This window comes from Deltaproteobacteria bacterium (genome assembly GCA_021737785.1).
In the GTDB taxonomy this organism is placed as follows: domain Bacteria; phylum Desulfobacterota; class DSM-4660; order Desulfatiglandales; family Desulfatiglandaceae; genus AUK324.
Genome location: JAIPDI010000041.1, coordinates 1 through 12,598, shown reverse-complemented (window position 1 = coordinate 12,598; position 12,598 = coordinate 1). Strand labels below are relative to the sequence as shown.

Genomic DNA, 12,598 nt, shown 5'->3' with positions numbered 1-12,598 from the left:
GCCTGTAGTGTGGTAATGAATTATATTAACACTAAAACAACGCGTGCGGATGGCCGAATATCAATGGAAATCCGCCTGTCGGCCGCACGCAAGTCTTGAAATTCGGAAAGCCGGTCAGATGATCCATAATCTCCCAATCCGGATCCTCGGATGTCCGCAAGAAGGATGTGTCACCCGCCTTCCGGCGGAGCGCTTTGATGCAGTCCATGTGCCTGCAGGCTGAGCAGCCAAGGGAATTGATGGTGTCATTTACCAAATGAGGGTTTCATTTTATACACAATATATAGTGTGTCAAGAAAAAAAAGATACAACATCTAAGCCTAAAATGGCTGGGAGGCTAATCCTTTGAAAATTCTGAATAAAAAAATCAAGGCACGGTTGCGCCATCGCCACGCGCTCCTCATGCAGATGTTCTGGGTCATTCTCATCCTTTTCCTCACCGCCCGGCTTCATGCCGCCTCGGTGACGGACGGGGCCCAACGATTCACCCTGGATAACGGATTGACCGTCATTCTCAAACAGGACAAGAGCGCGCCCGTGGCGGCCATCCAGGTCTGGGTCAAGACCGGAAGCGCCAATGAAACCGCTGAAGAGGCAGGGATCACCCATCTCATTGAACACATGATCTTCAAGGGCACCCCGTCCAGGGCCACCGGAGAGATCGCCAGGGCCATCGAGTCCGCCGGGGGCCGTATCAATGCGTACACCTCCTTTGACAGGACCGTCTATTTTGTGGAGATCCCCAGCGCCGAGTTTGATACGGGCCTGGGCGTCCTCCTGGACGCGGTCCAGCACTCCCTGTTCGACCCTGAGGAGCTGGAACGGGAAAAGGAGGTGGTCCTGGAGGAATACCGGCGTTCCCTGGATATTCCTGAGACGCAGTTGGCGTGGGACCTGATGGCCCTCTCCTATCAGGCGCACCCTTATGGGCGGCCGATCATCGGAACCGAAGAGACGATCCGTTCCTTTGATCGCCAGGCGATTCTCAATTATATGGACAAATGGTACACCCCCCGCAACATGGTGCTGGCGGCAGTGGGGGACTTTGACACGGAAAAGGCGCTCAAGACCATCACGGCCCTGGTCAAGGATTTTCCCGAAAGGACCGGAAAGGCCCCTGACAGGCCCCAGGAGCCCCCCCAGACAGGGCTCAGGAAGGTCGTCAAGAACGACCCGGTCCAGCAGGTCTACCTGAATCTGGTCTGGCACATCCCCTCCTTGAACCACGAAGATATCTACCCCCTGAATGTCCTTGAAACCATACTGGACCACGGCAAGAGTTCCAGACTCTATACCCGCCTTAAAATGGATGCCAATTTGGTATACAGCGTGGATGCGGGGACCTATGCCCTGGAAGACCCGGGCCTCTTCTCCCTGGATGCGGCCCTCGGTCCTGACAAGCTGGACCCCGCGCTCAGGGCCATCGGGGAGGAGATCTCCAGGATTGCCGCGGAGCCGGTCTCCGATGCCGAGTTGGCCCAGGCCAGGACCATTTCCGAGGCCGATTTTGTCTTTGATATGGAAGACATGGGAGGACAGGCCCGGACCCTGGCGTTTTTTCAGACCATGACCGGCGATATGTATCACGCGGACAGCTATACGGAGCGGATCCAAAAGGTGACCCGGGCCGATATTCTCCGGGTCGCCCGCACCTATTTGAAACCGGAAAATCTCACTATCGGGATCATGGCCCCCGAGGGGACCCGGATCGCCCTGGAAAACCAGGCCATCGCGGCCATGTTTACACCGCCGGAAGCGGAAGCCTTACAGGACGTCGTCAAAAAGTCCGAAAAGGAACCCAAGCCCGTCATGGAGGTCCTTCCAAACGGCATGCGGCTGATCTTAAAAGAGGATCATGGCATTCCAGGGGTATCCATGACCGCCGCCTTTCTGGGGGGAACGCGGCTGGAGACCCCGGGCAAGTGGGGCATCTCCGGGTTTACCGCCGCCATGCTGACCCGGGGGACCCAGGAGCGGACCGCGGCCCAGATCGCCGCCACCGTGGAATCGTGGGCAGGGAGATTGAACGGGTTTTCAGGGAGGAACAGCCTCGGCGCTTCAGGGAGGTTTCTGAGCAAAGACCTCTACGCCGGGCTGGAACTCCTGGCCGACGTGCTCCTCAACCCGGCCTTTCCCCCGTCCGAAATCGACAAGGTCAGGGAGGACATCCTCGCGGGCATCAAGGCCAAGAAGGACCGGCCCACCCGGGAGCTGTTCGACCTGTTTTATGAAACCCTGTATCCCAATTATCCCTACGGACACCCCCAGTCAGGGACCCCGGAGACCATTTCATCCATTTCCCGGTCAGACCTTGAAACATGGTACCAATCCGTGGCCATCCCCTCCAATCTGGTCCTGACCATTGTGGGAGACCTGAACACGGACCAGGTGATCCCTTATGTAAAGACCCTCTTCGCCACCTTTTCGCCCACAGACAGGAAACTCCCCCATATCCCGGCGGAACCTCCCCTCAAACAGGCCCGGATGGCCCATATCCAGCGGCCGGGGGCCCAGACCCATCTGGTGGTGGGATATCTGGGGGCAGGGGTCGGGACCCGGCTCGATGCCCCCATGTCGCTCATCAAGACGGCCCTGGCCGGTCAGGGGGGAAGGTTGTTCACCGAGCTGAGGGACAGGCAGAGTCTGGCCTATGCGGTCATGGCATTCAGGAGTCCGGGCCTTGAAACCGGGGCCTTCGGCGCCTACATGGCAACGGATCCCGCCAAAGTGGAGGCCGCCGCAAAGGGGATTTTCGAAGAAATGGCGCGGATCAGGGAAGAAGGGTTGACAGAAAAGGAACTGGCGGCGGCCAAGAGCTATCTTTTGGGGAACCTCCAAATAGGACTTCAGACCAACGGGAGTCAGGCCATGCAGATGACCCTGGACGAACTCTACGGCCTGGGCTACAACCACCTCCCTGACCACATCAGGGACATTGAGGCGGTCACCCTGGAGGATATCCGCCATGCAGCCCAAGAGATCATCCTTCCGGACAGATATGTGCTGGTCACCGTGGGACCCGGTGACGGCCCCACGCAAGCTGGATCTCTCACAGAGCACACAGAGGCACAGAGGATTTCATCTCGGTGATCTCTGTGAACTCGAGCGAAGCGGGTGTGAGGAGGATATTAAAGAAGGCTTTCAGCTTTGAGCTTCCAGCTTTTAGCTCCTATAAAGATCCTTCGCTGCAGGTGGTGTCAAACCCCCCGCGCGTATTGTAGATGGTGGTCACCTTCAACCGGTTCGTGGACAAGGTCTCCTTCAGGTCAGTGTAGATCCGTTTGGTCACGCCCTCCTGAAACAGACCCACCGTCCGGAAGCTGACCACATAATATTTAAGGGATTTCAGCTCGATGCATTTCCCCCCTTCAGGATAATACTCGATAATCAGACGGCCCACGTCCGGGAGCCCGCTGAAGGGGCAGGCGGCGATCAGTTCACGCGTCTCTGTTTTGATGTATTGATGGGGACTGTCAAACGCAAATGTCTCCAGAAAATCGGTCCGGATCTTTTCCGGGCCCTCGTATTCAAAGATCTTCCCTTCCGCCTCAGCCATTCACGTGTTCTCCTTTCTGTTTACGGCCACAGTTAACCACATTTTGTTCGCCCTTTCAACATGAGATCCAGCGGTTTTAGCGGTTTCCGCATTCAAATGAATTGACAATGTATATACGGCCCATTAAAATATTACCATGGACATCATCTGGGACAAGGCGAAAAATATTTGGCTTCAAGCCAACCGGGGAATTTCTTTTGAAGAGATCGCCGACAGGATAATGGATAACAGCTACTTAGAAATCCTTGAGAATCCAAGCAGAGACAACCAGATGGTGTTTTTACTGAATATCCATGACTACACATGGGTGGTTCCATTCCTGATGGATGACAAAGACAGGATCGTCCTGAAAACCGCCTTTCCAAGTAGAAAATTTCATGGCAGATATGGAGGGAAACATGAAGACTCTAACCAATGAAGAACGGGCTATTGAAAACAGCGTGGATTCCATGGTGCCGGTGTCAGGTGACAAACGGAAACGGGTTGAGTCGATTCTCGGCCGGGCCAAAAAGAATAGGGCCATCAGCCTGAGAATCGCTGAGTTTGACCTTGAAAAGCTTAAAGAAAAGGCCGAAAATGATGGGATCCCCTATCAGACGCTCATCAGCATGATCCTTCACAAATACATCACCAACCAGTTGGTTGAAAAGAGCGAAGTGCTGAAATCCATTCAGCTCCTGCAAGACCAGGAAGGGATCTGATGGGTGGATGAGGTGAGATCGGTCCCCAGGGATCTGCAATCCTTATAAGCGTTCATCGCCCGTCAGGGCTGGGGCTGTTCAGATCCTGAGCCTCGTGAAATTCATGCAAATGACAGCGAAGCGCATTTCGCTGGGGCCTTTCTTCCAGGATCAGAACAAACCCACCAAAACCCTCTTCGCGTACTTCGCGTCTTTGCGGTTCAACCAGAGGGCCTAACTCCCCACATCCACAATCGGCCTGACCTCGGCAATCTTGAACCGGATGGCTGCGTGGATCATGTCTCCGGCCGCCTTCCCGGCCACCTTGGTGATATTCTCCTTAATCTGCTCGTAAAACCCGCCCCCGGTTTCCACGTCCAGGGCCTCCAGATAGACCCTGGCGCCTTTCCAATCCATGAGGGTATCGCCCGGTTCCATCACAATAAAGACAGCATGGGGGTTTTCCTGCAGGTTGTTAAAGGATCGATTCTTGCCCATCCCCATGACCACGGTATTCTCGTCGATCATCTGCGGTGATCCGAACACGGCGACATTCACCTCGCCTCTTTGGTTTGCCGTGCTCAAGGTTCCGATCCGCGGCCGCTTGTTGAACAGCTCCATGACTTCGTTGCGATTCATGATCCTCCTCCTTGGCTATGGGTTGATGTCTTTCCACTCATCACGGATTCTCCGGCCTTCACCAGAGGATCACCACCTTCCTCCCATCCCGCATCTCCCCCCGCACCTTCTCCATGTGCCGGAGGGCCGCGATCTCCCTTTCCAGGTCCGAGGGTTTTAATTCCAGCCGCCGGGCCAGGGCCCCAGGCTCGATGCCGCCCGTCTCTTCCAGTATTTTGAGGATCTCTTCCTGGACCGGCGTGAGCTGGGCGGCTCCGGGCTGCTCCTTGATGGATTTGGCCGTATACACTGCCCAGGGGTCGCAGGCCTTGGCCGGGGATAATGCATCCATATAACAGTCCTCACACAAGATCTGCCCGAAATACTCCCTCTCCTCTCCCGCTTCGATCACGGCGTTACACTTTTCGCAGTTCATATGATCATCCCTCCTATTACGCTAACTCCGTGCGATTATGGCTTTTTCTCATGGCATAAACCCATTAACCGCGAAGAACACCAAGGATGTCTTGGTTGTCTTTATGTCCCACTGCCGGAGGCATGGTGGTTTTCGTTTGTCAGGCTCTCAACGACAAACGAAAAAAACAAATACCTTTGCGACCTTGCGGTTCAACAAACATACCACAAATCCCCCGCCTCTCGAACCTATAACATTATGATAATACAAGAAGCCGGCACCGCACGTATTTTTCTTGATATTTCCGTTCCACCCATATAAAATGTCAATAAATATGGCTAAGGAGGTAGCGCACATGCCCAGAATGGTCAAGAAAACCATTGAACTGGATCAGGATCATATCGATATGGCCCGCCGGATCTTTGGGGTGAGGACCGACAAGCAGGCCGTCAACAAGGCCCTGGAGATGGTGATTATCGATGATCAGATTATCGAGGCCCATGAGTCGGTAGCCGGCAAAGGGGATCTGATTGAGGATATCTTCAGATGAAGGTGATGTTCGATACCGACATCTACATCTCTTTTATCCGCAACAGGACCCACAGCACCGAACTCCTGCGCCGTGGAACCACCAAGTACCTCTCCGGAGTGGTTTTAATGGAGCTTTGGGCCGGAATCAGAAACAAGCGGGGGGAAAGGCTCCTTAATCAACTCCAAAAACCGTACATGGATGCCGGTCGGATGGTTACGTTGACTCCTGAGCAATACATCCGGATCGGAGAATTTTTTTCAGATCTCCCTCCCATGTACAAGGCCCTCTCCAAAAAAGCGGATTTCTTGAACGATGTTCAAATTGCACACACGGCCGTTTCCATCGGTGCGGTTCTTTACACAGAGTACGCCGCCCACTTTGATATCATCGCGAAGTCCATGAGACAGCTTAAGGTGGCCTATCTTTAGTACTATATCACTGGTCTTCTGTCATGAAAAACAAGAAAATATGGCCATCCTTCCACTGCACGTTTACCTTCCGTCATTCCGGCACGGTTTTGGCCGGAATCCAGGAAAACCGGTGGCAAAACCCATTCCTTCTTATCAGGTGTACAAAGGCACGGTTTTCGATCTCGTGGATCAGGCCAAGGATTTCGTGCTCTCCAAGATAGACCTCTGGGTGGGAACAAGAGCGGAAAGCACCCAGGCGCCGACGAAATACGAAATTCCGCAGGAAGTTGTCGCCGAAGCCATCGTCAATGCCGTCGTGCATCGCGACTACACCAGCAATGCCAGCGTGCAGGTCATGCTCTTTAAAGATCGGCTCGAAGTCTGGAATCCCGGAACCCTGCCGCCGACCCTGACGCTTGAAAAACTGCGCGGCCCCCATGCCTCAGTACCCCATAATCCGCTTCTGGCCGAGCCCATGTACCTGACCAAGTACATCGAACGCATGGGCACCGGAATCCGTGATATGATCCGGCGATGCAGTAAAGCCGGGCTTCCTGAACCTGAAATCAGGCTTGACGGAGGGTTTTTTGTGTTGACGATCCGGAGGAAAAAGCCTGAGCCATGGGCCAAGTCGGGGCCAAGTCGGGACCAGGTCACCCCGCAAGTCACCCCGCAAGATACCCTACCAGTCAACCTACCAGTCACCCCACCAGTCGCGGTGGTTGTTCTGATTCGTCTGATCGGCTCAAGCGGGCCTCTCGGAAACTCAGAAATCCTTGCAAATCTGGGACTTAAAGATCGTACGCATCTTCGTGAGCATTATATCGACCCAGCCCTTGCAGATGGACTGGTGGAGCGCACCATTCCCGAGAAACCCACCAGTCGCCTCCAGAAATACCGGCTCACGGAAAAGGGCCGCAGGTTACTGGAACAGTTGGAAAAGGGAAAGAGCCGTCCATGAAGAACATTGCGGCTACCGGACAAGTGAGCGGGCAAGTCGAGGCCCATGAGGCCATAGTCACGCTACCAGTCGCCCCACCAGTCGCGGTGGTTGTTTTGATTCGTCTGATTGGCTCAAGTGGCCCTCTCGGAAACTCGGAAATCCTTACAAATCTGGGGCTTAGAGACCGTGCTCATCTCCGTGAGCGCTACATCGACCCAGCCCTTGCCGACGGACTGGTAGAGCGCACCATCCCCGACAAACGAAAACCACCATGCCTCCGGCAGTGGTGTATAGAAACACCCAAACCACTCTTGGCGTTCTTTGCGGTTCAACAAAAATCCCGAAAACCGCCCACCTCTTGATTTCATAATAATGTGATAACACGGAATTGTTAACGATCAACCACCCAACCCACGAAATGAGTCAAAAAGGCCGCTGCCCCAGGCCTTGTAATAGTCTATCAAACCGTTCTTATTTGATTTTAAATTTGTTGACATTATCCATTTCATTCGCCTATTCTGACATAAGAAGCATTCACAGCAGCGGTGCGACCCCGGATTATTCCCGCTGTTCAACTTGGTACCAGGAATTCAGCAGATTTGAATCCGGTGATGACGGAAGGCGCTGGGAGCCAATAGGAGAAGATCTTTGCTTTCAGAGGTTGATCAGACAAGGCTGACCGTATCAAGGGCCATGGATCCCAAAAGGAAGTCGCAGTTCGGTCAGTTCTTTACCCCCGCATCCATCGCCCGCTTCATGGCAGAAATGTTTGACGTAGGCGGAAAGGAAGATTGTCGACTCCTTGACCCAGGAGCCGGGATTGGGTCTCTTTCCGCAGCGTTTTTGGATAGATGGGTGTCTGGTGGCCTCAATTTTCGGCGAATTGAACTCCATGCCTTTGAAATTGACAAGGCCCTCCTGCCGTATTTGAATAAGACGCTTGCGGCATATGAGGACCAAGCCGGTTTGGTGCCGCTGATCCGAAATGTCGATTTCGTTCACGCCGCGGCAGATAGCCTTTTTGGTAATCTCTTCGCCGCGGCACTACCTGGCTACACGCACGCAATCTTGAATCCGCCTTACAAAAAAATAAGAAGCGACTCCGCACACCGGGCCGCATTACGGAAAGTGGGAATCGAGACTGTCAATTTATATTCTGCCTTTGTCGCCTTATCGCTGTCTCTCCTTGATGACCAAGGAGAACTCGTTGCGATCATCCCCCGCAGCTTCTGCAATGGGCCGTATTATCGCCCTTTTCGCAATTTTATGCTTGAGCAGGCCGTGATCAAACAGATTCACCTGTTTAGCTCGCGCAACAAGGCATTCAAGGACGACGATGTCCTGCAGGAAAATATCATCATTCGATTGGAGCGTGGTGGTCGCCAGGGTCCGATACGCATTTCAACGTCAACAGACGAGAGTTTCGATGACTTAACCGTTCAGGAATATCCATTGGAACGGATCATTTTTCCGGACGATCCCGAACGATTCATTCGCGTGCCCACCTCGTTTGAAATAAATGCCATTGAATCCTCCCCGGCTATCCGTTATTCCTTGAATGACCTCAACATAAGGGTTTCCACTGGACCGGTGGTTGATTTCCGCGTAAAAGAACACTTGCGTCAAATGCCAGAGGCGGGTACCGTGCCGCTGCTCTACCCCGGTCATTTTAGTAGCAAGGGGACTGAATGGCCTAAGCCGGCCATGAAGAAACCGAATGCCATCCGGCGAAACAGCGAAACCGAAAAATGGCTTTATCCGAATGGATGTTATTGCGTGGTACGCCGATTTTCGTCCAAAGAAGAAAGAAGACGGGTTGTGGCCAATATTGTCGACCCTTCCAAATTCGGGGGCTCCCCCTTGATTGGCTTCGAGAACCATCTGAACGTCTTCCATCAAGACAAGAAGGGGTTACCAAAAGCAGTGGCCGCCGGTCTCGCCGTATTTCTTAACACGACCGCGGTTGACGAGAATTTTCGGGCGTTCAACGGCCACACGCAGGTTAACGCAACGGATCTTAACCGGATGAGGTATCCGAGCCGTGAAACGCTGATCGCCGTCGGTGAATGGGCCTTGGGACGCTCGGAACTCAGCCAGGAAACCATCGATGAGAAATTGGAGGGCATGGCAGCATGAGTGACAAAGGTGCCCATGTGGGGGATACCAATTATTTCCGGCCGCAAATGCTGGCCTGAGATCTTGCCGATATTGCATGGGAGAGGGAGGTATGGGTTGGAGACGCCCCACCTCATTTGATACATTTTGACGGTGAACGGTTTTTTGGACCCTATGAACAAGGATGGAAGTGAGTCGGACACGATTGTGCGAGGGTGATCGATGCAAAGCCCTTAAGGTCGCACGATACGATATCGGGACCTGCATCCCAGCTCTCTTTCATTAGAGTTAAGAGGCAACTGAACACTGTGTATACCAAAGACAAAACTTTTTTGAGGGTTAGGAACAGTATAGCTGAAAACGTTCATCGCCTTTTAGAAGATTATGAGGTTCTTTCAACAAATCTATACACTGCCTTAATCCCACGTTTTTTTAACGTTCGGACTTTGAGTGAAAATGTTGAAGCGGCTGTTATCGCTTCTTCATACGGTCTCGAAAGTATTGATTACGCTAAGAAACGATATTGCGACTCAGAGCCTGTTGATACTTCGTCAGAGGAGAAAAGCGCCAGAATACAATATATTAAAGCATATATGTCCGCAAAACGTTTCATTTTATCAATGATATCAAAATTTGTGGATTCAGATGAAGAGCTACCACTTCCTTCAAATGGTGTCTTTGGTGCATCCGTTGTTCTTGAAAGATTGTTGTATAGTTTTTTCTCTTCACATTTACTGTATTCTCTTGGTCATCGGTATGAAGGCCACGCTGTTTCACGACTAATTTTGGAGCAAATAGCATGGGCACATACAGCATGCTGTTTAGACAACATTGAGGATATAAGCAAAATATCTACAACCAAAACTATATCAGCGCTTAAAAAGACTCAACCTGTGGCAGGCCAGCTTTATGGCTTTTTGAGTAAAAAAACACACATAGATTATAAAAGCCATTTTGATTTCTTGCGAGTTGAAAATGGCAGAAACGTAATAAATCATACGCAGAATGAGTTCTATGAATACGCAGAAATCATTCTTTATCTTGCAGATCTCTATGGAATTGTTTGGGAGATTTCACAACACGATTATCTAACCGAATTGGAATCTATTGAAATAGGCAGTAGTGGTTATTCCATAAAAGAAGATCGCCCTTTCTTAAAAATTATAAATGATCATCTGAATAAGATTGAACGGGCAGCTAACAACTCGCTGGAAAAAGCCGAGAACCGCTAAGGGCATTCACTCGTCTCACTCAAACGTTATCGCAGCAAGTTGCTGTAAGGCGCGGAAAAACTTTAATATCTGCTCATACGGGCAGTATTCTCTTCAAATACGGGAGCGTGCTACATATTAACCGTCTCATAATAGTATTGACATAGTAAAATCCGTTTTTATGAAAAAAAGCTTTTGCCGGAAGTGCTTGTGTAGTTATTTTTTTGAGACGGTTAATATGGCACGCTCCTATTTCGCCAGTGCAGGTAATAATTGAACCAATAGTGCCAAGCGCGGGAGAGAACAACGGACGATTGCATCATTGTTAGTTCTACGACAGTAATTCGTAAGAGAATGACAGGACCATTGCAAATATCAGAGATACTCCCTGTGAACGTAGACTTTTGTTGTAGGGGTGACGATCAGAGGGAAGCACCACATAGGTTGGTTTTTAAGGTAAATGGTGGTGGAAATGCATCCGTTTACATACTTCGTCATTACGTTAAATAATCTTAGTTCGGTATTTCTTTTCGAGCACAACAGCTCCGACAATGCTGACTTCGTCCAGCGATGGGCCTTTTTCTTTGGAGATGATCGATGGTGAACATTAGACCAATGCAGATTCCCGGCCGATGGCGTACAGGGTACGTGTTGGATTACCACACACTTAGCAGCACGTATCTTGGTGATGACGAATACGGCCATGCGATGTTTGACACCAAGAGAAGCCAGGTCGGCGAGTTGCTATACCGCCTTAAGTACCGCTCGGACAAGAGCGCGCTTAACCAACTTGCTGAGGTCGCTGCAAGATTTGTTCGAGAATGGAATCCTGAAGTGACCATTCTTGTTCCTGTTCCTCCCTCCCGAGTGCGGGCTGAACAGCCACTCCACCTCATCGCGGAGAGGCTTGGAACAACGATCGGCATTCCCGTTCGCTGGAACGGTGTCACGCGAGTCAAGGAGACACCCGAGCTTAAGAACGTTTACGCCTACGATGAAAGGCTCCGTCTCCTCTATGGTGCACATACGGTCGATGCATCGGTCCTCAAAGGGCAGAAGGTTCTCCTATTCGATGACCTGTATCGGTCAGGAGCTACAATGAACGCGATCACAGCAGCGCTCTATGATGAGGGAGCTGTTGCGGACGTATACGCCCTGGCCCTAACTCGAACGCGGAGCAGATCATGACCAAGGTGTTCATAGGAGGATCTCGACGAATATCGCGATTGAGCAAGGAAGTCAGGCGGCGAATTGATCGAATCGTCGAGCAAGGGTTTCCCGTGGTTGTCGGCGATGCCAACGGTGTGGACAAGGCTGTTCAGAAGTACCTACAAAGTCGCGGTTACGAGGCGGTCGAGGTGTTCTGTTCAGGTGGAGAATGTAGGAACAATTTGGGCAAGTGGCCGGTTCGGGCTGTAGCTACCAGTCAGACCCGAAGAGATTTCAGCTACTATGCCGCCAAAGACGAACAGATGGCCCAAGAGGCTTCCGTGGGTCTCATGATCTGGGATGGAAAGAGCGCTGGAACCCTTGCGAATGCCGCACGCCTCTTGCGCCAACATAAGAGCGTCGTGGTCTACGCCGTGCCGGCCAAACGGTTTTTCACTTTGAAGGGCGAGGCTGATTGGCAGGGTCTCCTAATTGGATGTGGGAGGGATGTAAGAGAGAAGGTACTCACAGCTGCGATAGGCCACCTACAAGAGGCAGGCGGGACGCAGAGGAGTTTGTTTTGAGTGACGGCTGCCCAACAATCGCACTAACTCGGGCTTGGCTGGTGGCTGGTGGCTGGGGGTCGGGCCAAATCAAGTGGTTGATATCACTTCAATAGCTATTGATTTTGACGATTAGAACAGGCCTGTATCGAATATTTTGGGGCCAAAAGGGCCGTTTTTCTCCGAACCTTATGGAGATGGGGGACGTGGAGATGGCGGACGGGCATTAATAAATAACTATCTTGAAGAAAGAGGGCGACAGAAAAAGGGGGACAATCCTATATTGTTCCTGTCAAGAAGAAAAATGGATCAGAAAAAAATCAGAGAAAACAAGAGGTTAGAAACTGAATGGGTTTTTGGACACACGTCAACTGTGCCTGAAAGCCAGGTTTTTTTGCTGGCGAGA

12 protein-coding genes and 2 pseudogenes are annotated in these 12,598 nt (G+C 51.8%); 11 read left to right on the top strand and 3 right to left on the bottom strand.

Annotated elements, in window-relative coordinates:
- Positions 1 to 345 precede the first annotated feature (345 nt).
- Entirely contained in the window at positions 346 to 3,090 is a 2,745-nt protein-coding gene (locus K9N21_17865) for an insulinase family protein (protein ID MCF8145779.1), read from the top strand.
- A gap of 79 nt (positions 3,091 to 3,169) precedes the next feature.
- Here the strand turns inward: K9N21_17865 and queF are convergent, their stop codons facing one another.
- Positions 3,170 to 3,556: a preQ(1) synthase gene (queF, locus tag K9N21_17860; protein MCF8145778.1), complete on the bottom strand. Its 387-nt coding sequence runs from the start codon at positions 3,554 to 3,556 to the stop codon at positions 3,170 to 3,172.
- A gap of 136 nt (positions 3,557 to 3,692) precedes the next feature.
- Here queF and K9N21_17855 point away from each other — a divergent pair, with 136 nt between their 5' ends.
- Together K9N21_17855 and K9N21_17850 are read left to right on the top strand one after the other, a co-directional pair.
- Entirely contained in the window at positions 3,693 to 3,974 is a 282-nt protein-coding gene (locus K9N21_17855; protein ID MCF8145777.1) for a BrnT family toxin, read from the top strand.
- Positions 3,955 to 4,257, top strand: a complete 303-nt coding sequence (locus K9N21_17850; protein ID MCF8145776.1) for an antitoxin — start codon at positions 3,955 to 3,957, stop codon at positions 4,255 to 4,257. Before K9N21_17855 ends, K9N21_17850 begins: the two co-directional genes overlap by 20 nt.
- Positions 4,258 to 4,470: 213 nt before the next feature.
- On the opposite strand, the gene K9N21_17845 is transcribed toward K9N21_17850, so the two are convergent.
- On the bottom strand, positions 4,471 to 4,857 hold the full coding sequence (locus tag K9N21_17845; GenBank protein ID MCF8145775.1) for a pyridoxamine 5'-phosphate oxidase family protein: 387 nt from the start codon (positions 4,855 to 4,857) through the stop codon (positions 4,471 to 4,473).
- A 76-nt stretch (positions 4,858 to 4,933) separates the two neighbouring features.
- Positions 4,934 to 5,290, bottom strand: a complete 357-nt coding sequence (locus K9N21_17840) for a hypothetical protein (protein MCF8145774.1) — start codon at positions 5,288 to 5,290, stop codon at positions 4,934 to 4,936.
- Positions 5,291 to 5,624: 334 nt separating this feature from the next.
- Here K9N21_17840 and K9N21_17835 point away from each other — a divergent pair, with 334 nt between their 5' ends.
- The 8 genes and pseudogenes from K9N21_17835 to K9N21_17800 all read left to right on the top strand — a co-directional run bounded on the left by K9N21_17835 (position 5,625) and on the right by K9N21_17800 (position 12,213).
- Entirely contained in the window at positions 5,625 to 5,819 is a 195-nt protein-coding gene (locus tag K9N21_17835; protein ID MCF8145773.1) for a type II toxin-antitoxin system VapB family antitoxin, read from the top strand.
- Positions 5,816 to 6,229 carry a PIN domain-containing protein gene (locus K9N21_17830; GenBank protein ID MCF8145772.1) on the top strand — a complete coding sequence of 138 codons (414 nt, stop codon included), beginning with the start codon at positions 5,816 to 5,818 and terminating at the stop codon, positions 6,227 to 6,229. Before K9N21_17835 ends, K9N21_17830 begins: the two co-directional genes overlap by 4 nt.
- A 112-nt stretch (positions 6,230 to 6,341) precedes the next feature.
- Positions 6,342 to 7,172: pseudogene (locus K9N21_17825) on the top strand (transcriptional regulator).
- Positions 7,173 to 7,847: 675 nt separating this feature from the next.
- Entirely contained in the window at positions 7,848 to 9,290 is a 1,443-nt protein-coding gene (locus K9N21_17820) for an Eco57I restriction-modification methylase domain-containing protein (protein MCF8145771.1), read from the top strand.
- A gap of 62 nt (positions 9,291 to 9,352) precedes the next feature.
- Positions 9,353 to 9,463: pseudogene (locus K9N21_17815) on the top strand (hypothetical protein).
- Positions 9,464 to 9,577: 114 nt separating this feature from the next.
- Positions 9,578 to 10,501, top strand: coding sequence for a hypothetical protein (locus K9N21_17810; protein ID MCF8145770.1), 924 nt, complete (start codon positions 9,578 to 9,580; stop codon positions 10,499 to 10,501).
- A 576-nt stretch (positions 10,502 to 11,077) separates the two neighbouring features.
- Positions 11,078 to 11,668: a ComF family protein gene (locus K9N21_17805; GenBank protein ID MCF8145769.1), complete on the top strand. Its 591-nt coding sequence runs from the start codon at positions 11,078 to 11,080 to the stop codon at positions 11,666 to 11,668.
- Complete coding sequence (locus K9N21_17800; protein ID MCF8145768.1) at positions 11,665 to 12,213, top strand: hypothetical protein; 549 nt, start codon at positions 11,665 to 11,667, stop codon at positions 12,211 to 12,213. The genes K9N21_17805 and K9N21_17800 overlap by 4 nt, the downstream gene beginning before the upstream one ends.
- Positions 12,214 to 12,598: the final 385 nt, after the last annotated feature.